We start from the raw sequence: 24,601 nt of genomic DNA on the forward strand, positions 1-24,601 counted from the left end.
TAACGCATGGGGTTATATATGATCAACAACTTTTTAGGTATAGATGTATCGAAAGATCGCTTTGATGTTTTTCTCTCGTTCATAAGCAAAAAAGGAAGATGTGAAACTAGAAAAAGGAGTTTTAAAAACGAGGATTCTGGGTTTCAAGGTTTACTTAGCTTTCTACAAAAACATAATGTAGAAGAAGTAAAAGCCTGCATGGAGGCTACTGGTTGTTATAGCGAAGCTTTGGCTGAGTTTCTGCACAACGCTGGACATTCTGTTAGTGTTGTAAATCCTTATTGCATAAAATCTTATGCAAGGAGTAAGCTGATACGACAAAAGAATGATCAGACCGATGCAGAAGTTATTGCTGATTATTGCCAAAGACAGGAACCTTCTAGTTGGACACCACCTTCTCCTGAAATGAAAAAATTAAAACATCTTTATCGTTGCTCAGTTGCGTTAAAAGATGAGTTAACATTAGTAAATAACCACTTAGAAAAAAAAGAGAGACTGCTTAAAGAAGTTGCAAGTGCTTGGGAAGACCTTGCAATGAATATAGCTCAAAAAATAGAAACAATAAAAAACTCCGTACGTGAACTATTAAATCAACATAAAGAATTGTTGGAAAATTTTCAACTTCTATTGACTATTCCAGGAATAGGAGAAGAATCAGCAATAGCTATTTTAGCTGAAGTTCCTGACATAGAGGTTTTTAGAGATGCCAGGCAATTGGCAGCATATACAGGAGTTATACCACGAAATATGACGTCAGGTTCCTCTGTATATGCCAAACCCAGATTAAGTAAATCCGGTTCACAAACATTACGTAAAGCACTTTTCTTTCCTGCTATAGTAGCTAAGAATCACAATCCTATCATTATTAGTTTTTGCCAGAGATTAAAGGAAAAGGGTAAGCATAATATGGCTATCGTTGGTGCTGCAATGCGTAAGCTACTCCATATCATTTTCGGTGTTCTAAAATCCAAAAGTGCTTTTAATCCTGACCATATCAAGAATTACAGGGCAAAGCGGTTGGAGGAGAATTTAGGTATCCGTTCAGAGGTGTGGCAAGGATAAAAAACAATTGACATAATATATTAAAGTAGTAATAACACAAAATGTTGATAGTAAAGTAAGGCTAGATGCTTCAATTGTTGATCAGTATTGTAGAGTTATGTAAAAACTTAGAGCAGAAAGTAGCAAAGCTTGAAGAAAAAAATAAAATCTTAGAAATAGAGAATGCTGAACTAAGAGAGAGACTCGGCTTAAACTCAAGGAATTCATCTTTACCAAGTTCAAAAGAGCTGTACAAAATAAAAAAAGACACACCAGAAGATAAGTCAGAGGGCGGCAGGAAGATAGGTGGTCAAGTTGGACATAAGGGGAATTGCCGAGCTAAAATGGAAGCAGATGAGGTGGTGAAGGTAGAGTTACCAAATAGATGCGAGTGTGGTGAAGAAATCGCAATATCGGAAAAACCATATGTCTATCAAAAAGTTGATTTACCAGAAATTAAGCCTTACGTAGTTGAGTATCAATTAGAACATGGTCGCTGTCGTAAATGCGGAAAAAGAAGGAGTAGCAAATTACCAGAAGGAGTTACACCGGATACCTTTGGTCCTAGAGTTAAGTCAGTAGTTGCATCACTAAGTGGGTTTTATAAGAATTCAAAGCGAGAAATAGCGAATATTATGAAAGACATCTTTAACATGAGTATAAGTGTTGGTAGTGTGTCCAATAGTGAAGCAAGGGTTTCGTCAAAATGTAAAGAAGCCTATGAACAAATAGAGGAAGAAATAAAAGCAAGCGAAATTTTGCATATTGATGAAACCAGTCACTACAACAAAGGCAAATTGGGATGGTGCTGGATGTTTGCCAACAATAAAGCAAGTCTTATGAAGTTAGCAGATACAAGAGGAATGAAATTTTTAAAGAATAGTGCATTTTGTGATTACAAAAACCTGGTAATTACTGACAGATATGCAGTTTACAACCACTTCAGTGATGAAAAACGACAAATTTGTTGGGCTCACTTATTGAGAAATTTCGAGAGGTTATCTCATAGTTGGAATAGTGAAGTAATGAGACTTGGCCATTGTTTAAAAGACGCAGCTAATGGATTGTTTGTATTAAAAAACGCTTTGTCAGAAAATGAAATTAGTATTTCAAAGTTCACTAAGCAAGCTAAAGAATTACGAAGATACATACAGTACTGCATGATAAAAATATCTTATATACTTGAAGCAAAAGGAGCTTCACGAACGGTAAAGGGTATTATAAAATCCGAGTCAATGATGTGGACATTTTTGGATGACCCAGAGAATATTCCATTAACGAATAACCATGTTGAGCGACAGATACGGCATTATGTTGTCTATCGTAAGAATTCATATTTTGCACAGTCAGAGCGAGGGAATAGATTTCTTGAGCGGATAATTTCGTTGTATCTGACTTGGAAACAAAAGGAATTAAACCCTTTTCAAAACCTGCTAGCTGTTGTTTCTTAAACCACACCTCTGAACGGATACGAATTTAGTACTTTAAAATCAAAAAATGCGTACTTTCTATCTTATGTAAAATAGCATTTTACACAAATTTATTTAATGTAGTTGGTTAGTGTATATGTTGATAGAAAGTATTTTTTGATTTCGTAATACAGCTTAAGATTCAATTTCTATAATTTTCTTGTTGACTGACAAGACGGTATCTTCCTTCTCGTATAGATGATAAGATATTTGTTTCTAATTCTTTATAGTCTACCAAACCGGTAGTTCTGTTTGCTTGACTCATTGTCAAACCTCCATTTTTTTATCAATTTATTACTTTACTTCTCGGTTTGACACAGTTTATTTAACACTCCCCCGTTGCAGAAAAGTTTACTCAAAAGGGAGCTTCTTATTGATACTTCTCAACGTTCTGTTCAACAAACTAGAACTTCCATATTTAAACACGTAGAAATTAGATTTCTTGCACTACTGGAATTTAAAGAGTTCCAGCGCGTAACGCTGGAATCTAGATTTTCTTGCTAAATCCCAGCTGGGATGACGCTTAGTTATGCAAGAAATCTATTTTTTATCATAAATAACTTAAATATTATATTATAAACTCTGCTAAATTTATTCTCACAACAAAAACTTCTTCTCTACTTTTTTTTGAGTAAGGTCACCAATTCTATTTTTCTAAAAAAGTGTTTTCTGAGCTGAAAAGCCCAGAAAACATTTAGTCTTATATAAAATTAGTATCATCAGAAACAGGATTATCTTCATAGTAAGGACTCGCTCTTTGCATATCATCAAAAACAGTTTTTAACAGTACTTCCTTATCAGTATCCCATGCAACTTTCTTCATGATTGGAATATAATCCTTACACTTTTGGTCATTTCCACAGTCCTTGATTTTACCATTAGCCTTTAGATAAGGCTTTAATAAATTATAGTGTATTTGAGTGTTATTGCCCTCTTTATCTATCATTTGTCCTGAGTTATTAACAAGTATCAATGGTGCAACTTGTTTTGCTTTCATAACACTTATTTCACCTAACTCTTTAACGAGATCAGGACATGATTCTCTAGAAAAAAAATTCTTGTTGCATTCTTTAGTAGCATAGTACTCGTTAGAGTAGCAGAAACTCTTAATCCCTTCTTCTTGACACGCTAACTCTTGTGGACTATTAATGCATTTATCACATTTTATATCACTAAAGTAGCCTATTGAACTAAGAGTATCAGTAAAGGCAAATTTAAAATTTACTGCACCATAACCACCCTCTGCTCCCTTTTCTATATATGGTGCAATTTTAGGATTACCGTACATCTCAGAATACAAATTCTTTAATAAATCAGATGTATTAAAACCTTGATAACCTATCTTTGCATTTTCTCCATAAAAACGAGCATAAGATCCACAAATTTCTTCCTTGCTACAATCTGGGGTTATTTTTTGAGACGTAATTTCTCTATTTTCATCCCTTCCTCCATTAGTAACAGGTTTGACTACATTAGTTTCATCTCCTCCTCCATTAGTAACAGGTTTGACTACATTAGTTTCATCTCCTCCTCCATTAGTAACAGGTTTGACTACATTAGTTCCACCTCCTCCATTGGGACAAGGTTTATCTGTACCACTTCCTTTCTCTTTTTTACATTCTTCAGCTTCTTTTTTATACCACTCAGTCTCTGCTTTTGCCGTGTCAATTTTACACTGTATAAGTTCTTCTTTATCACTTCCTTTCTCTTTTTTACATTCTTCAGCTGCTTTTTTATAACACTTATTCTCTGCTTTTGTCATGTCAATTTTATACTGCATAAGTTCTTCTTTTACCTTGTCAATTTTACACCGCATAACTTCTTCTCTCTCTTGTCCAATTTCGCACCTCAAAGCTTCTATTCTTGCTTGCTCAGCTTCCAATTTTGCTTGCTTAGCTTCCAATTTTGCTTGCTTAGCTTCTAATTTTGCTTGTTTAGCTTCTGCTTGAGCATCATCATACTTTGCCTGATTAATTGCCTGTTCAGAGCCTTCTTTCATCTTCTCAGCATCTTTTTTACACTGTATTAACTCATCTTTTGCTTCCTTAGCTTCATTCTTAGTTTGTTCTACCTTCTCTCTTTCTTCTTGAAACTGTGACTTTAATTCACTAGCTTCTGCTTCTAATTGTGTAATTTTTCTTTGTGATTCCACAGCATCTTTTTTACACTGTATTAACTTATCTTTTGCCTTCTTAGTTTCATCTCTACAGTCACGAAGTAAATCTTCTTCTGATTTATCATCCTCTTTTCCCGCAACCTGATCTCCTAGATTTTCGACTTGCTCACCCTCTTCACCATAAAAAAGTTTGTTGGCATATAAATTACTATTATTAACTTGATTGCTATAGATATTGTTTGACATTGTGACCTCCTATATAGTCAAAACTGGAATTAAATTAGAGTATAAAAGCTAGGAATTCAACATGGGTAAAAGAAACCACAGCTCAGGAAATCTAAGGTTAAATCAGAAATTATTATAAGCCAAAATGATTAAAAATTTTATAACTTATATTGTAGATCTAGCATGATAACCAACAATTAGATTTTCTTCAATTTCCACCTTACTCACCAGCTTGACACAGTCCATCTTTATTCATTAGAGAGCCGTGATTCCTCTACTCTCCAATGATTAATCACTTGTCAGTTTTGAGTGTAGTAGTTGATAGCCTGTACGTAAATACGTTGCTTTTGTTCTTTAGAAATTTTTAGTCTACTATCTTTATCCAGAAAAAAATTGTAAAATTTCTATAGTTATGGTATAATTGTAAATACCGCTTGCCAATAAGCTGAGTATAAAAATGCCGTTCGGACAAATCATTACATATAGCACGATATTACTTACTATAATTGCAGTATTTCTCTTTTTGAGAAAAATATACAAAAATCATATTAGAAAAATTATATTTCCTCTAAAAGTTCTCAAAGAAGAGTGGGAAGAAAATAGAAGATTTAATGAATTGTATCAAAAAAATAAGCAAAAAGAGTTGATGAAACAACAGGAAATGCTAAGGGAGAAACAAAAGAATATGCAAGTTTACAAAGAAGATCTAGAAATAGTTGATATAGCAAAACCGTTAGGTAAATGGACAAAGATGGTTATGATGGGTAATAGTTTAATGAAACATTTTGCACAATTGATAAACAGAGAAGGTGATAAGAAAGGATTTTGGGAGCTATTTATAAAAGCTCAGTCTTCAACTAAGGGTAAATATAAAGGAAAAGGCAGATAATCCATGCTTGAATGTAAAAATCTATCCTGTGCTCGTAATAACAAAGTATTATTTAAAAACCTCAATTTTAAAGCTGAGCCAAAATCAAAAATCTTAATCACTGGTCCAAATGGTAGCGGCAAAACCAGCTTAATCAGAAGTTTATCTGGACTCTTACCACCAGTATCAGGCAATATAAGATACTGCGGAAAAGACATATATGATGATCCAAAATCCTTTATATCTTCCATGGTTTACGTAGGACATAAAAACGCCTGTAAAGATAGTTTAACAATTGGTGAAAACATAGAATTCTGGGCAAGAATACGGAACACTAGAGAATCAGTTATGGCAGCTGCTTATTGTTTAGAGTTGCAGCCTGTATTTAACATTAGATATGGTGAACTTTCTGCAGGCTGGAAAAGAAGAGTTGCGCTTGCTCGCCTTTTAATTTCTAATGCAAACATTTGGCTGATAGATGAACCATTCTGTAATCTTGATAGCACAACATGTGAATTAGTATTGAACCTAATCTCAATACGCTCTGAGCAGAACGGTACAGTAATTATTACAGGACATAGCTCTACAGAACAATTGTGTGACTTCAAGACAATCGACATACGTGATTTTAACAGACCTCTTGTATAATTTTTGGCCTTATTGTACTTACATCAATAATTTATTATCACATTTAATATTACGCATTAAAATTAACTCATCTCTTTCAAAGGCTCTATATTAAAAATCGAAAGTCCAGAAGCAATGACGTGTGCTAAGGCTTGGACGAGAAACATTCTTGCAGCGGTGAAATTTAAGTTATTCTCCAGTATAAACCGCATATTTAAATCACTTTTGCCATATCCCCATAAAACGTGAAACGCTTCTGCAACTTCAAGTAAGTAGAAAGTGATTCTATGTGGCTCACAAAGCCTTGCAGATATTTCTACCACATCTGGCCACTTTGCTAAGGTTTTTATGAGGAATAGCTCCCCATCTGTCTTTAAAAGTGAAGGGTCTGCTGTTGGGAGCTCTTTTGGAGCATTACGCATTAACGAATGAGCACGGGCGTGCGCATATTGCACATAAAAAATAGGGTTGTCTTTTGACTGTTCTTTAACTTTAGCAAAATCAAAGTCCAAGACCATATCATTCTTGCGTGTTAACATTATAAAACGAGTTATATCCCTGCCAACCTCTTCCACTACATCCCTAGCTGTAAGAAAATTTCCTGATCTTTTCGACATCTTAACAGGTTTGCCATTTTCGAAGAAATTCACAATATTATGCAGTTTTACCTCTATCTTTGCTTGATCATCACTGAGCGCAGAGACAACTGCTCTAAGCCTTTTAATATAACCGCCATGGTCACTGCCGAGCTCTACGATCATATTGTTAAAACCACGTGATATCTTATCAAAATGGTAAGCAATATCCGATGCAAAATAAGTCCAGCTACCATCCTCTTTTTTTAGTGCGCGGTCAACATCATCACCAAATTTTGTAGAGCAAAATAACATTTCTTTTCTGGAAATCCAACTTTCACTTTCTTTGCCTTTTGGTTTCTCCAGGTACCCTTCATACACTAGACCCTTGTCAGACAATATCTTTATACTCTCTTCGATTTTGCCATTTTTTTGTAGCTCATACTCTGAAGTAAAAATATCATGATTGACTCCAAGCAAGCTCATGTCCTCCTTTATGAGTTCTAAAATAGAACTTAAAGTATATTCTCTAATTATCTGGTTATCTTCCTCTGCTCTAAGCTCCTTTCCATATTTTTTAGCTAGCCCCTTCCCTATTGGCTTTAAATATTCACCTGGGTATAAACCTTTTTCGATGCTAATTTTCTCTCCCAGAGCTTCCTTATACCGCAAATATACTGACCGAATTAACGTATCTATCTGCGCTCCAGCATCATTGATATAGTACTCCTTAGTAACTTTATAACCAACTTTCTTTAGCAAATTTGCTAAAACATCACCAAACACTGCCCCTCTTGCATGACCAATATGCAGTGGACCGGTTGGATTTGCAGATACAAACTCAACATTGATGGCCTGATTGTTTCCAATGTTGAGAGTGCCAAACTCCTTTTTTAGCTCATTTATTTGTTTTAAAATCCCATGCCATACTTCCATTTTCAAGTGCATATTGATGAACCCAGGACCTGCTATTTCCACTTTTGCAACTTCATCAAAAGATTTAAATTCTTCTGCTAAGATCCCTGCAATCTCAACTGGATTCTTTTTTTCATGTTTTGCAAGCACCATAGCAACATTTGTATAGATATCACCATGTGCTCTATTGCTCGGAGGCTCTACAATAAAGTTTGTTGCATTCGTACTTATAACACCCCTTTGCTTCAACTCATTTAATTTACTAAAGATTAGAGAGGCAACCTGTTTAAAAATGTTCATTCACTATACTGCTGTAAAATCTATAGCAGTATAGCGAATAAGTGGGGCTAGTTAAAGGTTTATCTAATGTAATCTACATTGCAGTTTTCTGTAATTCCTGGTCCAGATACTAATTGTATATTATTTCTAATATAAGCTTTTCCTTGCTCAAGTGAGCCAGGAAAAATGTAGTTATACCAAGTCATTGCCGGAATGAGAATAAGAAGAAAGTAGCTCATTTTGAATTTCAGAGTAGTAAGAGTTTTCTAGATTATTAGAAGTTGTCGACAGGTTGTCACCATCATCCTCAGTTTTATCATCCTTAGTTTTATCATCCTCAGTTTTATCATCCTTAGTTTTATCATCTTCAGTTTTATCATCCTTAGTTTTATCATCTTCAGTTTTATCATCCTTAGTTTTATCATCTTCAGTTTTATCATCCTTAGTTTTATCATCCTTAGTTTTATCATCCTTAGTTTTATCATCTTCAGTTTTATCATCCTTAGTTTTATCATCCTTAGTTTTATCATCCTTAGTTTTATCATCTTCAGTTTTATCATCCTTAGTTTTATCATCCTTAGTTTTATCATCTTCAGTTTTATCATCCTTAGTTTTATCATCTTCAGTTTTATCATCCTTAGTTTTATCATCCTCAGTTTTATCACTAATCTTAAACTTAAGACTTTTCTCTAGTTCATTCTTAATACTTTCTTTTATCTCATTCTTAGTCTTACCACTAATCTCAAACTTAAGACCTTTCTCTAGTTCATTCTTAATACTTTCTTTTATCTCATTCTTAGTCTTACCACTAATCTCAAACTTAAGACCTTTTTCTAGTTCAGTCTTAATACTTTCTTTTATCTCATTCTTAGTCTTATCACTAATCTCAAACTTAAGACCTTTTTCTAGTTCAGTCTTAATACTTTCTTTTATCTCATTCTTAGTCTTATCATCAATCTCAAACTTAAAACATTTTTTCAGTTCATTCATAGTGTTATCATCAATCTTACACTCAAGATCTTTACCACATTTATCATGAATCAACTTACTCTTATTGACTTTACAATCATCCAACTTTGTAAACAAATTAACTCTTACCATATCATTTACAGAACATATATTAGTTGGCATTGGATGAGGATAGGCGCTTTTAAACATAAAATAACTCCATCAGTAAATAAATTTATCAAACAATTAAACATAGAATAATGTGTGTACTAACAATACACACATTGTATTACTTTTATAGAAAATAAATATTTCCTTCTAGCGCTGGTATATTGTAGGTAGAAAGAAAGGCTGCAGCACTTTGAGAATCTATTATAGAACCGTTTATTATTTCTACACATTTATCACATTCAGAATTGTCTTCACAGCTACCCGCAAGTTTACCATCTACAACCTTAAGATTATTTTTAGAATTCTGAATAATCTTTGCACACTCTTTAAACTTGTAGCCTGTTGGATCTTTGGTCTTAACATCAAGGATATCATCAGTTATTGGGTTAACCGTTATTGCAAGCTTTGAAAAATCAACGACTGTTTTAGATTCAGGTTCAGGTTTAACTTGTGGACAAGGTGGACAAGCAGGAGCAGGTGGACAAGCAGGAGCAGGTGGACAAGCAGGAGCAGGTGGACAAGCAGGAGCAGGTGGACAAGATGGTATATTTATATCGGGAAGCTGTATATTTAACTCAAGTCCATTATCGTACGGGTTAAATCGATTATAGTCAGATGGATCAAAGTTATGACACCATGGATTGAATTTATGATGATGCCGTGGATCAATCATCAAGCTCTTACGTGCGGAAGTACAAGGGTCTATACATGAAGAAAAATTATAAGTCATAAAAATCCTAAAAAATAACTATCTTACTATTATAAGATACAGAAGTTAACGATTTCATAACTCCAATGTTAAAATTAGCATATACAAATACAATACATTTAAATACGACTTTAACATAGGAGATATTGAAACTAAAAAGCTTTGCCACAGCAAAATAATGCTAAGATTTCAAGAAAAAGCTGTCAGTAGTCAAATTAGTTGTGTTAATTTTGGTAGAACTGCTATAGCCACTGCAAATGACAAGCAAGCATCTGTTTATTATATTTTTAAGCAAAATGTGAAGCACATGGTTTCCCATGTGCTATTCGAAGTACGTGTAGCAAGAGTGGCAGCACATATATTTGTAAGTGATCCAAACTTAGCAAAAATAATCAAATGTTTCACAATAAGGGTTATGATATATGTCATAATGGCTATTATATGAGTTAAAATGATTATGGCACGAATTAGTAGCACAAGGTACAAATGTAGGTGGACAAGATTGTGCACAATTCGATACTGGTGCTTGTAAAGCTGTTGGTAAATTATAAGGCATATTTAATACCGGTGCTTGTAAGCCTGATACTGGCAAATTATAAGCTGTGTTCGATACTGGTACTGGCAAACTATTAACCATAGATTGTAGTTTTGGTAGACTATTGTAAAACATAACGATCCTTAAAAAATACTATGATGTCATTATAAATTAAAATAATTAAAGATTTCATAACTTGATTGCTAAATCTAGCATGTTAACAACATTATGATTTAAATTTCTACCCTATCTTCACCAATTTTGCATACAGCCCATCTTTACTCATTAGAGAATCATGAGTTCCTACTTCTTCTACTTTCCCGCAATTAATCACTATAATCTTGTCAGTTTTGAGTGCGGTTGATAGCCTGTGCGTAATTATAATTGTTGTTCTGTTTTGCATTAACTTGCTCAGTGCTTTTTGCACTAGGTTTTCACTTTTATAATCAAGGGCAGAGGTTGCTTCATCCAGTATTAAAACCTGAGGATTTTTCAGTATTGCTCTTGCTATTATAATACGTTGCTTTTGTCCTTCGGAAAGCTTTAGTCCTCTTTTTCCTACAAATGTATCAAATTTATCCGGCAGCTTATCAATAAATTCCATCGCATAAGCGCTGATAGCAGCTCGCCTGACTTCCTCATATTCAGCACCCGGTTTGCCGTATAGTATATTTTCCATTATTGAGCAAGAAAATATCATGTGATCTTGTGGTACTAAGCCAAACAGCGATCTTAGATCATTTAGCGCAATTGTCTTAATATTCTGTCCATCGATAGTAATACTGCCTTCACTTGGATCGTGAAAACGGAGCAGAAGCTTTAAAATGGTGCTCTTGCCACTGCCAGATGGTCCAACAATTGATACTGATTGGCCTGCCTCTATAGAAAATGATACGTTATTTAATGCTGGCTTATCAGCATAAAAAAATGTTACATCGTTAAACGCAATTTCTTTTTGAATACTATTAATTCTTATAGGATTTTCGCCATTTACTATAGAGCTTTTCATGTTCGTAAACTCAAACAAACGCTCTACAATTCCAAGACCTCGTTGTAAATCACTGATATTATCGCTCAAATTATTTATAGCTCCTGCCGCAAGCGCTGAATAAAACACAAATGAGGAGAGTTCTCCAATGGTCATATTATTACTTAAGACTTCTTTTATTCCAAAAAAAAGCAAAATAACTAGCGAACCTATCACACACGTGATAACTAGAGTTACTAAAATAGCACGCAAGAGTACTAATTTTACGTATGATTTTGATACTGAGTTTAGATGTTTCTGAAAACGAATTTTTTCATTTTCTTCTAGTACAAATGATTTAATGGTTACTATAGATCTAAAATTTTCCTCACTAAATGATGCAAGCTCACTTAATTTATCCTGAGCAAAGCGTGCATAATTGCGAACTTTTTTTCCAAGTGAAGTCATGATAATGAGCAGTATGGGTATTATTGCAGCTGCATATGCGGTTAAATGTAGATTTGTATATAATAACATGGCAACACTGCCAATTAATATTACAAAATTTCGCAATATGGTGAGTAGGCTGCTATTTATTATTGATTGCAGCGCAGAGGTATCAGTAATGAGTGCTGAGATAACATCTTGTACGCCTGTGTTTTCAAAGAAACTTGGTTGCAAGTCAGTGATACTGCTATATAAGTCGTATCTGATTCTTGCGATAACTTTTTCGCTGCCAATGCCAATGAAATATAACCGAATAAATGCAGTGAAAGAAATGCCTAAAACTATCAGTATTGAAACTACGAGCTTGGTAGTAAAGTTATGCTCTGCGCCAGAATCAATTATGTTGCTTAAGCCCCTACCAAAAAGAAGAATCGTTAAAGCTGAAAATAGAACTGCAATAAAAGCTACGGTAAAATAATGTAGATTAGGTTTTATATAATAAAATAACTGCTTAATGTTAGATCGCATTTTATTTTTAAGTTAATTATATAGATTTTAGCTTCAGGAAAAAGTTACAATATTAGTTTACAGTGTACTTCGTTAGAGCAATACGTTCAAGAAACTTTAGCTTGATTTCTACTGAAGGAAAAACGCTGCGAAATTACAGAAAGTTAGCAAAAAAAACTACTGAATAGACCAGAGTTTATTTTGTTCCAATATGTAATGCTACTATTCCATAGCTCATATTATAGAACTCAACATTCTTAAAGCCTATCTCTTCAATTTCCATTTTAAAATTAGTTTGAGTTGGAAATTCTCTGATGCTTTTCACTAAATATTCATAAGAACCCTTATCTTTAGCAACTATGCTACCAATTTTAGGAATTACTTTAAATGAGTATAAGTCATAAAATTTGGTGAATATCTCATTTTGATAATGCATAGGGGCAAATTCCAAGCAGACAAATTGTCCATTTGGCTTTAGTACCCTATATGCTTCACTTAAAGCCTTTTTACGGTCAGAAAAGTTTCGAATACCAAAAGCTACTGTATAATAATCAAATTCAGAATCTTCAAATGGTAAGCTCTCTGCATTTGCACATACCCAATTGAAATTTAGCTGATTTGAATTTATTGCTTTATCACGCCCTTTGTCCAGCATGTTTTGATTTATATCACATACTGTAACTTGAGCACTTGGTTCACCTCTTGCTATTCTTATAGCTATATCTCCTGTTCCTCCAGCAATATCCAAAACCTTGGAGTGCTTTTTAAAATTCACACTACTTACCATCTTCTCTTTCCATAGCCTGTGCATTCCAAGGCTCATTATATCATTCATGATGTCGTAGCAATTTGCTACAGAATCGAAAACCTCTTTAACTAGTTGTGATTTATCCATATTTTATATAGAGATTGCTTACATAATTATTTTAAACTTTAGCAGTTAAATTAATATACTAATGAGAAAAATATACTACAATTAAACATATTTAATCCAGTAAATCATTAGTGTCGACAGCTTTTTCACAAAATATCATCTCCCTTATTATGATATTATCTGTAGCAGTTGTTGATATGGCAACAGACTTATACTCAGTTGCATTGCCAAGTATTGCCAACTATTTTAAGGTGAAAGGTAATATAGCGCAGCTTACGATCAGTTTAAATTTAGTAGGAATTGCAATATCTGGATTAATTTATGGCCCATTGTCAGACTATTATGGCAGGCGCCTAATAATGCTGATTGGTATGACAATTTTTACTTTAGCAAGTATTGTATGTTGTATAGCTGATAATATTATACTTTTAATATTAATCCGGTTTATACAAGGGGCTGGAGCTGGTGTTGCAGGCGTTGTCGGATATGCAGCAATCAGGGATATGTACTCAGGTAGTGAATACTCAAGAGTAATCTCAAAGTTAAATATGATAGTAGCACTTTCACCTGGAATAGCTCCAGTGGTAGGCAGTTATATAATTTCACATGGTTATAGTTGGAAGTTTTTGTTTTTTATCATATCACTTGCCGCAATTATTATGCTCATTTTTATTTACTTGAAGCTACAAGAAACGCTGACCGTAAATAAAAGTAAAGCCAGTATTAATATCTTCAAGCAGTATATATTAATATTTAAGAATTATCGTTTCCTTGGGTTTTCAGCCATTCATGGATTAACTTTCATGTGGCTTTGGGCATACATTGCTAACTACCCGTTCATATTTGAATCAATGGGCGTTGAAGTACAATATTTTGGCTATCTCATATCAATCATAGTTATATTTTACATAATTGGAACTTTAATTAATAGAAGGTACGTACCAAAAATAGGAGTGAGCAAGATGTTAATAATAGGTTTGGTATTACCGATGATATCGGATGGTTTATTGGTATATTTTTATCTCACAAACAAGTTAAGTGTACTTATTCTTCAAGTTCTTTGGATTCCAAGCAATATAGGACTTGCACTCGTAATCAGCAATAACGTAACTTCTGCTTTAGAAACAGTCAAAAGTATAGGGCTTGGTAGTGCAGTTCTCTCATTTTGCAATATGATGTTTGGGGCTGTTGGAATATACATAGTAGGAAAATTCTTTTCTTATGGCATTTTACCAAATTTACTATTAACAGTTGTATGTTCTATAATTGCAATTCTTATATATAGTTTACTTAAATATACTGAAAAACACGAAGGATAATCATTATTTCTACAACCCAGATTTCATGAATTATTAACTACCTTACTATGGTAATGCAATTTTATAGAGAAGTGTTAAATGAATTATTCAATCAGAAATATAGATGCTGCTTTACTTGATGCTGCTAAAAGAGGTGATCTTAATGAAGCAAAGCGCCTAATAATTGAAGAAGCTGATGTTAATGCATATGATGGATCTCAAGGTAATTCTCTATATTGGGCTGTTAAAAATAATCATTCTGATATAGCAAAAGTTCTATTAGATAATGGAGCAGATTTTATTGCTTATGACTCTTCTCGAGAACGCCACGTGTTAAATAAATACGAAGAAGTAAAAGCTGAGTATTGTAAGGTTTCTCTACATCTGGCTGCCAGACTTGGCGACTTGAAAGCAGTAGAAGACCTATTAAAGAAAGAAGCAAATGTTAATGCAAAAAATGATAAAGGACAGACTCCTTTACATTTGGCTGTTGAAATGTGCTACCATGATATATCAAATCAAGATGAGGTAAATAATTATTGGGATTGGGATCGGCATGCTAATGCTAAAATAAAATGTGGCAATGTGAAAATAGCAGAAGCCCTATTAGGAAACAAGGAAATTAATGTTAATGCACAAGATAACAACAAAAAGACTTCTCTACATTATGCTGCTCAAAACAACAACAAAGAGATAGTAGTAGCTCTAATAAAAGCAGAAGCAGATCTTAATATAAGAGATAAAAACAGAGAGACTCCTTTGCATTTAGCTGCTCAAAACAACAACAAAGAGATAGTAGTGGCTCTAATAAAAGCAGAAGCAGATGTTAGTATAACAGGTAAAAACGAAGAGATCCCTTTAGATTTAGCTATTGACGAAGAAATAAAAGTGCCATTAATAAATGCTGCTTTACTTAAGGCTGTTCAAGAAGGTGATGTTCAGAAAGTGAGACACCTAATAAGTAAAGGAGCAGATGTTAATATATCGGATGAAACAGGAAAGACTCTTTCATATTATGCCATTCAAAAGGAGAACTTTGAAATGGTAATTGCTCTAATAAAAGCAAGGGTAAATGTTAATGCAGTGGACAAAGATGGAAGGATTCCTTTACATTGGGCTGTTCACAAAGAAAACTTGGAGATAGTAAATGTTCTAATACAAGTAAGAGCAAATGTTAATGCACAAGATCTATATGAAAGGACTCCCTTACACTATGCTGCTATGAGTGGCGATATAAAAGTAGTAGAAGCCCTACTGAAAATAAAAGAAATAGATATTAATTTAGCAGATAAGGATGGAAATACTCCTTTAGATTTAGCTAGCACAGAAGAAATAAAAACTCTATTAAAAAAAGCCAAAGAAAAAATTGATGACATTATAGAATCGAAAGATAATGAAGGAAATCTAAAGGAGGATACTGATACACAACAGGGAGAGAGACAAGTAGATGATTTAGAGGAAGAGGAGGAAAGCATAGAAGAAACAGATGTACAAGCTTATGCTGCTTCTACTCCAGAATCTACAGAGACAGAAAGTTCTTTTTTTAGTAACTTGTTTAGTATATTTATGAAGCCTTTTTCTTTAATAGGGTCATTTTTTGGTAATTTCTTTTCATGGTTGTTTGGATCTGATGAACCATCAACTGAATCTGATCAAATAATTGCACCAAGTAACTCAGGAAGAGAGGAGCTAACAAACTATCAAGAGGGTGATAATAATATTATACAATAGATTTCTTGCATAACTGGAATGCAAAAGTTGATGTCATGAAACCAATTAAATTTACGGAGTATAATGGATTCCAGCGTCAAGCACACAGCTGTACGAACATTCATTTTTGCAGGTAAATTGCACAGCAAATGGTGTCATTCCAGTGCTTGACACTGGCATCCAGTCCTTTCACAGAGTTCCATCCAAAACGTTGTAAAGTGTTTACCAACTTAGCTGGATTCCAGTGTCAAGCACTGGAATGACACCGTCTGCTACGCGAATTGCCCACAAACCACAATGTTCGTACAGCTGTGACTGGAATGACAAGAAAGGGAGAAATGACTTGCACATTCCCCTGAACAGATACCTTGATACATTAAAGTTTCTAGGTTTGAGTAGTGAAATCCGATCAGTATGAAAATTAGCAAACTCCTTTTTATTCGCTGTAGAATAAAATTTTTTATTTTAATGAAAAAATTGCTTCCGCATACTCAAGATGCCATTATAATGATGGTAGAGATATTTAGAGAGCTCAAAATCTATCTCGGTCTGCAGACCTTTTAACCAATTTTTCAATAAAAATTCAGCCACATCTGTTGTGTGTACATTCTGAATCTTTTTTATACAGGAGGATTTTATGTCCAGAATTCCAGATATTTGACCTTTACTTTAGCTAACAACAGGCGCCTGTAGTTTTTAGAATTAGTGTTAACACGGTTTTTCTACTTTTTTTTTCTTAATGTTTTAACTCAATACACACCATCATCATTTACTGCTTCTAAATATATCATTGCTAAACACACGCCGCTGTGTATTTCTATAGATAACTCATTGCCTAAACTTCGATTAAAGCAAGAATTCTTTCCTGGAAAAGCAAGGTTACTAAGGTACAGTTCCCATTGTAATCCTTTAGTTGATATTTGAGCTTTCGGTATACCAAGTAAGGATATTTTAGTATTTTTTAGCAAAGAGGAAAAATAGCTAATACCTTTTTGTAAGGCGTACCCCACCATGGGAGGCGAAGGCATATAAAAGATACTATCTGTACTTAAAAAAAAGTTAATATTTTGTAGTATATGATCAATTGCTCCTCCAGTAATACCCGTTACTATTGATGGCAATAACTTTACTGTTTTTAAGTGAGCCATTGCTTTAGAAAAGTCGCAATAATCTTGATCAGGTAGATATACTGTATTTAAATTAGCACGTAAATTCGGATTTATACTATCCAAATCTCCTATTACAAGATCAGGTTTTACGCCAATTGATAGAAGCTTATTTGCTCCTCCATCTACAGCAATAACAGGTATATCTTGTTTAAAAAACGATGAATCAGGTATTTCTCCATTTAGTACTACAATAGAACGATATTCTTGCTCCACGCTACAATGTAGCATATGGTTATAAAACGCTTCGTGCAGTTTTTGCATCGTAGTAACATTTTTGAACAATTGATATTATACTGATCACTAATCCAGCAATATTACTGAGTATCACAAAAGTTAAACCCTGACAAATACCGTAAATAAGCCAAGATGATGAACAAATAAGATAATTCACCAACATTAGCATCGATACGTCACGAGTAAGTTTTGTGATATATGCTCTATATACTTGAGGCAATAACCCAATGAGAGATGTAATGAACGCGATGAAGCCAAAGCATTCTTCAATATTTATATACATACATTTTCCTACGTTTGTTTTAACAAGATCAGGTTCAAAGGGTTGTACTTTATGTACTCTCAGCTTTTTTAGAGCACCCCTAATGCGTGTAATTTATAACATCATTTAGTCTATTAATCAAGAAATTAACAGTGACTTGCATTCATGAAACCCAATCGGCTTCTATGCTAATTATTATCCAAACTAATAGTCGGCTGTGCATCCTGCTCAGAGATCAGAGCAACTAGCAAATTGTTTATCAATTGAACCTTTTGTTTTCCATCCAATTGTAAGCTTTTATTTTTTTCAAAATGGGCTATTACTTCTTCGATAATTCCTATTGCATTTTGCACTATATGCCTTCTTGCAGAGGTGATGGCATGTGCTTGTTGACGTCTCAGCATTGCTTGTGCAATCTCAGATGAATACGCCAAATGCGATATTCTCGCTTCTGTAATTTCAATTCCAGCAATATTCAATCTTTGTTGTAGCATTGATCTCAATTCATTTGAAATTTTATCAGAATTTTTACGCAAAGATTCCTCATCGTTTTCGCTATCATACGGATAATTACTTGCCAGTTCTCTAATTACCGAGTCACTTTGCACAAAAACAAAATCATGATAATTATTAACATTATAATATGCCTTCGCAGGACTGCTCACTCTCCAAACAATTACTACTGAAATCTCTATCGGACTTCCATTAGCATCATTAACTTTAATTTTTTCTGTATTGATATTCTGAAATTTCAAAGAAACTCTATATTTACTCGAAAATGGAAGCGTTACGCATATTCCAGACTTAAAATAAGTTCCAATATAATGACCAAAAAACTCTATCACTCTTGCTTCATTAGGATCATTAACGAAAAATCCTTGAGAAAAAGTCAATATTGAAACAGCAGCAACTCCAAGTGCAATTGTGCTGTCATACACAAAAAGTACCAATAAAATTAACCCTAGCGCTATTAGTACAGGAAAAGCCCGAATTTTACTTAGATTTCTATCATTTATTGTATTTTTATCTGTACTGTCTTCATCAGATTGCTTTTTCACTTGCACCCTCTCTGCTGATTATTTCATCTACCTTACTTACAAATAATTTAAACTCTCTTAATTCACGATCAGGCAACTTTATCTCATTGCCATGAGCTATCGTAAGCGGATCAATATGTTTACCATTATATATAACTTCATAATGTAAATGAGGTCCTGTTGCAACACCAGTGCTGCCAACATAAGCAATGATTTGTCCCTGCTTTACTTTAGAGCCTAACTTTACATCGCTACTAAATTTGCTTATATGTGCGTAACAAGTTGAATATTTATTGTTGTGCTTTATTTTGATGTAATTCCCATAGCCACCATTCTTTCCTATATATTCTATTACACCTTCTGCAGTGGCGTGTATAGGAGTGCCAAGTTTAGCTGCATAATCTACTCCTTTATGAAAAGCAATTTTACCATGAATGGGATGCTTTCTATTACCAAAATTTGAGGATATACGAAAATCTCCGTTTAAAGGATTTACAAAAATTTCGCTACTCTTCAAGCTTACCCCCTCTTTATTAAAATACACTTCTTTTGCTTCTTGTGACTCATAATGATACAAGCTAATGACCTTTTTATCTGTTGTCAGTGAAGTATATAAAATTTTTTCTTCAGCCTTCTGATTACTGAGTGATTTTTCACACAGCACCTCCAATTTGCTTTTGGGCACAATGTCTTTTTTAAAATCTACACCATAACCTTTATATATGTCGATTAATCTCATTACTGTATTTGGCGCCAAACCTTCTGCGTCAAAAAAAGAGGATTTTATGTCACTGGATATGAATAACAACTTTCTATCACTTTCTGTCACCAAAGCAGCTTTTTTTTTCCTGATCCCGTGCTGAAGTAACGCTGGAAAGTGGTTTAGGTTGCTTTCTGTTATTCCAGTGCTTGAACAGTTTTTTAATCGAAAATGTTGTATAGCGTGCTGTTTACAATCAATTTCCAGTGTCTGGGCACTGGAATGACAATAGTATTTCTGCGCAAATGTTTCAGTTGCATATGCTGGTAAAATACAAAGCAGTGGAAGTATTACCAGCCTCATAGTTTATCAGCAAAAATAAAATTACCTTCAACATACTGCACATCATCATTATCTTCTAGCTCTTCAACTAATGTAGATAATTTATCAATTAATTCTTTGTCGCTCACTTCAATCAGGTCCTTTGGTTGCCATGAAAGACGAGCAAGTTCTGGTTCTCCAAATTTTGTATAGAAAGCATCACGCACTCTACCAAAATCTTTCACTTCACAAGTTATAACATATAATTCTTCCTTGTTATTTTCCTCAACATTCAATACTTCTAATTCAATTCCATAGTTAAATAAATCTTCAAAATTTATACCCTCTGCTTTATAGACAATTAAGCCTACATGATCGAAAAGGTAACTCACACATCCTGTTTCTCCCAAATTACCGCCTTTGCGAGAAAAGATATAACGTATCTCAGAAGCAGTTCGGTTGCGATTATTTGTCAGAGCATGGACAATAAGTGCAGCACCAGAAGGTCCGCAGCCTTCATATTGTATTTCTTCATAACTTTCTCCAGCAACGTTACCAGCTGCATTTTTTATTGCTGTTTCTATTTTATCTTTTGGTAGATTTTCCTTTCGCGCAGAAAAGATAGCAGAGCGAAGACGTGGATTAAGCTCGGGATCAGGTAGCCCTTGTTTTGCAGCAACTGTTATTTCCCTAATGAGCTTCGTAAATTTTTGCGAGCGCTTTGCATCCTGAGCACCTTTTCGATGTTTTATATTTGAAAACTGTGAATGACCAGCCATAAGAAAACTAATTCACCCCTTCTACTAACATATTTTCATACTGCTCAGCTTCTAAGTCAAGGCCAAGAGCTAAGTGAGCTGTTATTAAATAACTAATAACTCTAGAAGAATATTTAGAATCTTTATCGCTTATCATATCTTGAAAACGCTTAATTGCTGCTAAATATTCACCACGCTTTAGGTAAAATTCACCAATAGAATACTCTTTTTTTGATATATGTTCTGTGATTAATTTTTCTTTTTCTTTGATCTCTTCTATATATTCGCTATTCGGAAAAAGATTAATATATTCAGTAGCTAGCTCTAAAGTTTTATATGCAATTTGTTGCCCAAGCTGCACTTTGTTAATTTGCATGTAATAAGATAATACTCTTAAGTAATATACATATGGCAAATCTTCACCATTTGGATAAACGTATATATAATCATCCATATCACTTGCAGCACCGCTGTATTTACCCATATTATAGTGAGAAACCCCAGACAATAATTTGGCTTTCATTGCCCAATAAGATAAAGGATACAAATCCTCTATCTTTTGAAATGCTCTAATAGCTTGCTTATATTTTTTCTGATCATAAAGCTTAACTGCCTCCTCATATAGTTCAGTTTCAGTGTGTTCAAGATCATTCGCATACGACTGCGTGAAGGGGCAAGTCAGAAGAAAAAAGCATATGATTAAAGTCTTATACATAAGATTTTTTTTGATCAAAATAAAGTATAGACTAAATATTACCTAAATAAACAAATTTTTGGCATTATCATCGAACGAAAAGCGTCTCTTGGCCACCATTACCTATATTGCTCGCACCACCACCTATTGCAACACCCTTTCCACTCACTTCTACGTTCTCTAGCTTTCTACTATAAGAATGTGTGATCAATCCACTTCCTACCATCAAAAGAGCAATACCTACCAGACCTAAAGCAGGCCCAACAGCAGATGATGCTAATGCTACTCCAGAAATCAATATTATTTTCCTGATTAGTAATAAAGAAGAACCAGCGAGCATTAACTTAGCTGAAGACATATTGCTTGTCTTTTTTTCAAACTTCTCATCAAAGTCTTGCTCTTTTTCTACTTCATATTTTTTACTTTTCTTGTACTCGCGATAGCAGAAAGTAGCACTCGCTACAAAGTAAAATAGACTAGAAATTGAAAAAGCTACGTCTCCTATTATTCCTTGCTCCAATGCTTCACCTACTATGCTAGCCACAATAACTAATGTAACTAAAGCAGCATCAGCATAGTTAAAGTAATCATCAACGGTACAAGGAAGGTCTCTCTTTTCTTTTTCTACTGTTTTCCCACTTTCAATATTCTCCAATTCTCGTTCTTTTTGTGCTATTTTTCTATTATTATAAATTAAATATAGCGTGCAAATAAGGGATAAGACTGTGAAAGGTAATATAGTATGGCCTAATGAGCTGCTTATAAGGCCAAGTAATACCTGATCGCTACATGTTTTTTCGAGCTCAATTGCCATCAATAATGCAAATGGAACCATTGTTACCAATGATACACATTTCCTATGTAGCTCTCTTTTTTTTAGTGTTAATAGTTCTTGTTCGAGCTTTTTGCTTTTTTCTTCCTCTCTTTCTTTTCTGACTTCTTCATCAACTGTTGGCCAAAAATCCCAGAAAAAATCTTCCATTTTAGCACCTTTTTTACCTTTGGATCTTTTTAAAAAAAACTTAGTGCCTGTAATACTAGTCATATGAACAGACCAACTTATGAACTAATACATTATATAGGATTTTAATTACTAAGTCAATGTTATGAAATTATTAACTTTCTTTGTATACTCTTAAGCAATTTAGTCAATCTGTTTGATGCCAGCTAGAACGTAATTATAGCCTGACCACATAGTCATAACAGCCGCAGCCCATAAGCAAACCACACCTATATATTTAGTTGCTTCATAATCACTCATTATTAACGCTACTATAGCAACCATCTGCAAAAATGTTTTAATTTTCCCAGCCTTACTCACAGGTAAACTAACGTTTGTAGCTATCAAGAACTCCCGCAAGCCTGAAACTAATATCTCCCTACAAACAATTATAACTGACGGTATAATTGTAATATCATCTATCTTATGCTTATAAACTAGCATGATTATTGTTGAAGCTACTACTAACTTGTCGGCAATTGGATCAAATAACTTGCCAAAATTCGATTGGACTTTCCATGCACGCGCTAAATAACCATCAAAAAAATCTGTAATGCACGCAAACATAAAGATCAATATTGTTATTAGACTTGCATACTTACTCTCTATATAAAAGCTTGATATTATTGCCGGTATTGCGAGCGCACGAGAAATTGTTAGCAAATTAGGCACGTTTTTCTTAAGCATGTCACATCACCCTACGTAGTAGATAAATTTATACAGAAGTACAATAGAGTTCACAAGCTAATAGTTGAACATTCATAAAAACCCCATATACTTAGGAAATTACTAACAATAAGCTCAAAGCATGAATAATGATTTAGATAACACCACAAAACAAGAAGCACTTAAGTACCATAATAAAAGTGGTAAACCTGGTAAGGTATCAGTTATACCAACAAAACCCTTATCCACACAGCATGACCTATCACTTGCTTATTCCCCTGGTGTTGCAGCCCCATGCCTTGCAATAGCTAAAAATCCTAAAGCTGTTTATGATTACACGGCAAAAAGCAATTATGTGGCTGTCATTTCAAATGGCACCGCAGTGCTGGGACTTGGCAATATCGGTCCTCTTGCTTCAAAACCCGTCATGGAAGGCAAAGCTGTTTTATTTAAGCGTTTTGCTGACATTGATGCAATTGATATAGAAGTTGACACAGAAAACATAGAAGATTTCATCAATGCAGTAAGGTATCTTGGTCCAAGTTGGGGGGGAATAAATCTAGAAGATATAAGATCTCCTGATTGTTTTATAATAGAGAAACGTCTAAATGAGTTGATGGATATTCCGGTGTTCCACGATGATCAACATGGCACTGCAGTAGTTGTTGCAGCTGGTATAGAAAATGCCCTCGATATTGCTGAAAAGAAATTAGAGAATGTCAAGATCATCATGAATGGTGCTGGAGCAGCTGGTATTGCGTGTTTGGAAATACTAAAGTCCATGGGCGCTAAGAACATAGTGCTATGTGACAAACAAGGAGTAATACACAAAGACAGAAAAGAGGACATGAATAAGTGGAAGGAAAAATATGCAATTGACACTAAAGAACGTTCTCTACTTGATGCCATAAAAGGCGCTGATGTATTCATCGGACTCTCTGCAAAGGATGTGCTCAGCGAAGAGATGTTAAAAAGCATGGGTAAAGACCCGATCATTTTTGCTCTTGCTAATCCTGATCCAGAAATAAGGCCTGAATTTGCAAAGTCTGTCAGGCCAGATGCAATAATTGCAACTGGTAGGTCAGACTATAACAACCAAGTCAATAACGTAATGGGGTTTCCTTATATATTCAGAGGAGCACTTGATGTACATGCAACGACAATAAATGAAGAAATGAAAATTGCAGCTGCAGATGCAATAGCGAAGCTTGCCCGTGAGCCAGTGCCGAATGAGATATCTGCAGCCTATGGCGGTCGTAAAATGAGCTATGGACGTGAATATATAATACCTACTCCATTTGATCCAAGATTAATTTCTATGGTATCTCCTGCTGTTGCAAAAGCTGCCGTTACCTCAGGTGTGGCAAGAAAGGAAATAGAGGACTGGAATGAGTATGCAAGTCAATTAAAATCTCGTCTTGCTAGTGCTCTCAGCACGCTGAATCTATTGTCTTCACAATAATCAATTGCATATTTTAG

23 protein-coding genes, 1 pseudogene and 1 riboswitch are annotated in these 24,601 nt (G+C 34.2%); of the genes and pseudogenes, 9 read left to right on the forward strand and 15 right to left on the reverse strand.

What is annotated here, in order from left to right:
• The first annotated feature begins 18 nt into the window (after positions 1–18).
• The gene (locus OPR42_RS01255; protein WP_265041569.1) at positions 19–1,062 is read left to right on the forward strand and encodes an IS110 family RNA-guided transposase; all 1,044 of its coding nucleotides are present in this window, start codon (positions 19–21) and stop codon (positions 1,060–1,062) included.
• Between the two features lie 77 nt (positions 1,063–1,139).
• Positions 1,140–2,492 (forward strand): IS66 family transposase, encoded by a 1,353-nt coding sequence (gene tnpC, locus OPR42_RS01260; RefSeq protein WP_264330462.1) that lies wholly within the window; start codon positions 1,140–1,142, stop codon positions 2,490–2,492.
• Between the two features lie 160 nt (positions 2,493–2,652).
• On the opposite strand, the gene OPR42_RS01265 is transcribed toward tnpC, so the two are convergent.
• A complete protein-coding gene (locus tag OPR42_RS01265) occupies positions 2,653–2,775 on the reverse strand; it encodes a hypothetical protein (RefSeq protein WP_264376075.1) in 123 nt (40 codons plus the stop codon).
• A gap of 435 nt (positions 2,776–3,210) precedes the next feature.
• Complete coding sequence (locus OPR42_RS01270) at positions 3,211–4,872, reverse strand: hypothetical protein (protein WP_265041571.1); 1,662 nt, start codon at positions 4,870–4,872, stop codon at positions 3,211–3,213.
• 436 nt (positions 4,873–5,308) lie between these two features.
• On the opposite strand from OPR42_RS01270, the gene OPR42_RS01275 reads away from it, so the two are divergent.
• Positions 5,309–5,740, forward strand: a complete 432-nt coding sequence (locus tag OPR42_RS01275; protein WP_264682413.1) for a hypothetical protein — start codon at positions 5,309–5,311, stop codon at positions 5,738–5,740.
• Positions 5,741–5,743: 3 nt separating this feature from the next.
• Positions 5,744–6,367 carry a heme ABC exporter ATP-binding protein CcmA gene (gene ccmA, locus OPR42_RS01280; RefSeq protein ID WP_064085635.1) on the forward strand — a complete coding sequence of 208 codons (624 nt, stop codon included), beginning with the start codon at positions 5,744–5,746 and terminating at the stop codon, positions 6,365–6,367.
• Between the two features lie 62 nt (positions 6,368–6,429).
• On the opposite strand, the gene argS is transcribed toward ccmA, so the two are convergent.
• The 3 genes from argS to OPR42_RS01295 form a co-directional block, all read right to left on the reverse strand.
• Positions 6,430–8,136, reverse strand: a complete 1,707-nt coding sequence (gene argS, locus OPR42_RS01285; RefSeq protein WP_265041573.1) for an arginine--tRNA ligase — start codon at positions 8,134–8,136, stop codon at positions 6,430–6,432.
• 171 nt (positions 8,137–8,307) lie between these two features.
• Positions 8,308–9,273 carry a hypothetical protein gene (locus OPR42_RS01290; RefSeq protein WP_265041574.1) on the reverse strand — a complete coding sequence of 322 codons (966 nt, stop codon included), beginning with the start codon at positions 9,271–9,273 and terminating at the stop codon, positions 8,308–8,310.
• An 85-nt stretch (positions 9,274–9,358) separates the two neighbouring features.
• Complete coding sequence (locus OPR42_RS01295) at positions 9,359–9,964, reverse strand: hypothetical protein (RefSeq protein ID WP_265041575.1); 606 nt, start codon at positions 9,962–9,964, stop codon at positions 9,359–9,361.
• A 157-nt stretch (positions 9,965–10,121) separates the two neighbouring features.
• On the opposite strand from OPR42_RS01295, the gene OPR42_RS01300 reads away from it, so the two are divergent.
• Complete coding sequence (locus OPR42_RS01300) at positions 10,122–10,388, forward strand: hypothetical protein (protein ID WP_019236943.1); 267 nt, start codon at positions 10,122–10,124, stop codon at positions 10,386–10,388.
• 331 nt (positions 10,389–10,719) lie between these two features.
• Here the strand turns inward: OPR42_RS01300 and OPR42_RS01305 are convergent, their stop codons facing one another.
• The gene (locus OPR42_RS01305) at positions 10,720–12,420 is read right to left on the reverse strand and encodes an ABC transporter ATP-binding protein (RefSeq protein ID WP_265041576.1); all 1,701 of its coding nucleotides are present in this window, start codon (positions 12,418–12,420) and stop codon (positions 10,720–10,722) included.
• A 175-nt stretch (positions 12,421–12,595) separates the two neighbouring features.
• Positions 12,596–13,294, reverse strand: coding sequence for a bifunctional demethylmenaquinone methyltransferase/2-methoxy-6-polyprenyl-1,4-benzoquinol methylase UbiE (ubiE, locus tag OPR42_RS01310; protein WP_265041577.1), 699 nt, complete (start codon positions 13,292–13,294; stop codon positions 12,596–12,598).
• Positions 13,295–13,443: 149 nt separating this feature from the next.
• On the opposite strand from ubiE, the gene OPR42_RS01315 reads away from it, so the two are divergent.
• From OPR42_RS01315 to OPR42_RS08870, 3 genes and pseudogenes are all read left to right on the forward strand, one after another.
• Positions 13,444–14,592, forward strand: a complete 1,149-nt coding sequence (locus tag OPR42_RS01315; protein WP_265041578.1) for a Bcr/CflA family efflux MFS transporter — start codon at positions 13,444–13,446, stop codon at positions 14,590–14,592.
• A gap of 78 nt (positions 14,593–14,670) precedes the next feature.
• A complete protein-coding gene (locus OPR42_RS01320) occupies positions 14,671–16,302 on the forward strand; it encodes an ankyrin repeat domain-containing protein (protein ID WP_265041579.1) in 1,632 nt (543 codons plus the stop codon).
• Positions 16,303–16,501: 199 nt separating this feature from the next.
• Positions 16,502–16,591: pseudogene (locus tag OPR42_RS08870) on the forward strand (WPE palindromic element domain-containing protein); the annotation flags it as partial.
• A gap of 439 nt (positions 16,592–17,030) precedes the next feature.
• On the opposite strand, the gene OPR42_RS01325 reads toward OPR42_RS08870, so the two are convergent.
• From OPR42_RS01325 to pgsA, 8 genes are all read right to left on the reverse strand, one after another.
• Positions 17,031–17,711 carry a thiamine diphosphokinase gene (locus tag OPR42_RS01325; RefSeq protein WP_319606746.1) on the reverse strand — a complete coding sequence of 227 codons (681 nt, stop codon included), beginning with the start codon at positions 17,709–17,711 and terminating at the stop codon, positions 17,031–17,033.
• Positions 17,683–17,967 carry a SemiSWEET family sugar transporter gene (locus tag OPR42_RS01330; RefSeq protein ID WP_017532519.1) on the reverse strand — a complete coding sequence of 95 codons (285 nt, stop codon included), beginning with the start codon at positions 17,965–17,967 and terminating at the stop codon, positions 17,683–17,685. The genes OPR42_RS01325 and OPR42_RS01330 overlap by 29 nt, the downstream gene beginning before the upstream one ends.
• Positions 17,956–18,058, reverse strand: a riboswitch (TPP riboswitch). Its footprint overlaps the gene before it by 12 nt.
• Before the next feature lie 76 nt (positions 18,059–18,134).
• Positions 18,135–19,004, reverse strand: coding sequence for an SPFH domain-containing protein (locus OPR42_RS01335; protein ID WP_264687197.1), 870 nt, complete (start codon positions 19,002–19,004; stop codon positions 18,135–18,137).
• Positions 18,988–20,046: a M23 family metallopeptidase gene (locus OPR42_RS01340; RefSeq protein ID WP_264375469.1), complete on the reverse strand. Its 1,059-nt coding sequence runs from the start codon at positions 20,044–20,046 to the stop codon at positions 18,988–18,990. Before OPR42_RS01340 ends, OPR42_RS01335 begins: the two co-directional genes overlap by 17 nt.
• Positions 20,043–20,783 (reverse strand): YebC/PmpR family DNA-binding transcriptional regulator, encoded by a 741-nt coding sequence (locus tag OPR42_RS01345; protein WP_264687196.1) that lies wholly within the window; start codon positions 20,781–20,783, stop codon positions 20,043–20,045. The genes OPR42_RS01340 and OPR42_RS01345 overlap by 4 nt, the downstream gene beginning before the upstream one ends.
• Before the next feature lie 7 nt (positions 20,784–20,790).
• Positions 20,791–21,477, reverse strand: a complete 687-nt coding sequence (bamD, locus tag OPR42_RS01350) for an outer membrane protein assembly factor BamD (RefSeq protein WP_010404795.1) — start codon at positions 21,475–21,477, stop codon at positions 20,791–20,793.
• 67 nt (positions 21,478–21,544) lie between these two features.
• Complete coding sequence (locus OPR42_RS01355; RefSeq protein ID WP_007302576.1) at positions 21,545–22,501, reverse strand: hypothetical protein; 957 nt, start codon at positions 22,499–22,501, stop codon at positions 21,545–21,547.
• Positions 22,502–22,600: 99 nt separating this feature from the next.
• Positions 22,601–23,143: a CDP-diacylglycerol--glycerol-3-phosphate 3-phosphatidyltransferase gene (gene pgsA, locus OPR42_RS01360; protein ID WP_006012406.1), complete on the reverse strand. Its 543-nt coding sequence runs from the start codon at positions 23,141–23,143 to the stop codon at positions 22,601–22,603.
• Between the two features lie 121 nt (positions 23,144–23,264).
• On the opposite strand from pgsA, the gene OPR42_RS01365 reads away from it, so the two are divergent.
• Positions 23,265–24,584 carry a malic enzyme-like NAD(P)-binding protein gene (locus tag OPR42_RS01365; RefSeq protein ID WP_265041580.1) on the forward strand — a complete coding sequence of 440 codons (1,320 nt, stop codon included), beginning with the start codon at positions 23,265–23,267 and terminating at the stop codon, positions 24,582–24,584.
• Positions 24,585–24,601 lie beyond the last annotated feature (17 nt).

The organism is Wolbachia endosymbiont (group B) of Melanostoma mellinum, from assembly GCF_947251465.1.
Classification (GTDB): Bacteria; Pseudomonadota; Alphaproteobacteria; order Rickettsiales; family Anaplasmataceae; genus Wolbachia.

What these genes read in the sequence shown, in the direction of transcription:
- ccmA (WP_064085635.1), top strand. Translation starts at nt 5,744, where the DNA reads ATGCTTGAATGTAAAAATCTATCCTGTGCTCGTAATAACAAAGTATTA.
- OPR42_RS01290 (WP_265041574.1), bottom strand. Translation starts at nt 9,273, where the DNA reads ATGTTTAAAAGCGCCTATCCTCATCCAATGCCAACTAATATATGTTCT.
- OPR42_RS01275 (WP_264682413.1), top strand. Translation starts at nt 5,309, where the DNA reads ATGCCGTTCGGACAAATCATTACATATAGCACGATATTACTTACTATA.
- argS (WP_265041573.1), bottom strand. Translation starts at nt 8,136, where the DNA reads ATGAACATTTTTAAACAGGTTGCCTCTCTAATCTTTAGTAAATTAAAT.
- OPR42_RS01355 (WP_007302576.1), bottom strand. Translation starts at nt 22,501, where the DNA reads ATGACTAGTATTACAGGCACTAAGTTTTTTTTAAAAAGATCCAAAGGT.
- OPR42_RS01325 (WP_319606746.1), bottom strand. Translation starts at nt 17,711, where the DNA reads ATGCAAAAACTGCACGAAGCGTTTTATAACCATATGCTACATTGTAGC.
- OPR42_RS01315 (WP_265041578.1), top strand. Translation starts at nt 13,444, where the DNA reads ATGATATTATCTGTAGCAGTTGTTGATATGGCAACAGACTTATACTCA.
- OPR42_RS01320 (WP_265041579.1), top strand. Translation starts at nt 14,671, where the DNA reads ATGAATTATTCAATCAGAAATATAGATGCTGCTTTACTTGATGCTGCT.
- OPR42_RS01340 (WP_264375469.1), bottom strand. Translation starts at nt 20,046, where the DNA reads ATGAGGCTGGTAATACTTCCACTGCTTTGTATTTTACCAGCATATGCA.
- OPR42_RS01270 (WP_265041571.1), bottom strand. Translation starts at nt 4,872, where the DNA reads ATGTCAAACAATATCTATAGCAATCAAGTTAATAATAGTAATTTATAT.
- pgsA (WP_006012406.1), bottom strand. Translation starts at nt 23,143, where the DNA reads ATGCTTAAGAAAAACGTGCCTAATTTGCTAACAATTTCTCGTGCGCTC.
- OPR42_RS01330 (WP_017532519.1), bottom strand. Translation starts at nt 17,967, where the DNA reads ATGTATATAAATATTGAAGAATGCTTTGGCTTCATCGCGTTCATTACA.
- OPR42_RS01300 (WP_019236943.1), top strand. Translation starts at nt 10,122, where the DNA reads ATGCTAAGATTTCAAGAAAAAGCTGTCAGTAGTCAAATTAGTTGTGTT.
- OPR42_RS01305 (WP_265041576.1), bottom strand. Translation starts at nt 12,420, where the DNA reads ATGCGATCTAACATTAAGCAGTTATTTTATTATATAAAACCTAATCTA.
- OPR42_RS01295 (WP_265041575.1), bottom strand. Translation starts at nt 9,964, where the DNA reads ATGACTTATAATTTTTCTTCATGTATAGACCCTTGTACTTCCGCACGT.
- bamD (WP_010404795.1), bottom strand. Translation starts at nt 21,477, where the DNA reads ATGTATAAGACTTTAATCATATGCTTTTTTCTTCTGACTTGCCCCTTC.
- OPR42_RS01365 (WP_265041580.1), top strand. Translation starts at nt 23,265, where the DNA reads ATGAATAATGATTTAGATAACACCACAAAACAAGAAGCACTTAAGTAC.
- OPR42_RS01345 (WP_264687196.1), bottom strand. Translation starts at nt 20,783, where the DNA reads ATGGCTGGTCATTCACAGTTTTCAAATATAAAACATCGAAAAGGTGCT.
- OPR42_RS01255 (WP_265041569.1), top strand. Translation starts at nt 19, where the DNA reads ATGATCAACAACTTTTTAGGTATAGATGTATCGAAAGATCGCTTTGAT.
- OPR42_RS01265 (WP_264376075.1), bottom strand. Translation starts at nt 2,775, where the DNA reads ATGAGTCAAGCAAACAGAACTACCGGTTTGGTAGACTATAAAGAATTA.
- ubiE (WP_265041577.1), bottom strand. Translation starts at nt 13,294, where the DNA reads ATGGATAAATCACAACTAGTTAAAGAGGTTTTCGATTCTGTAGCAAAT.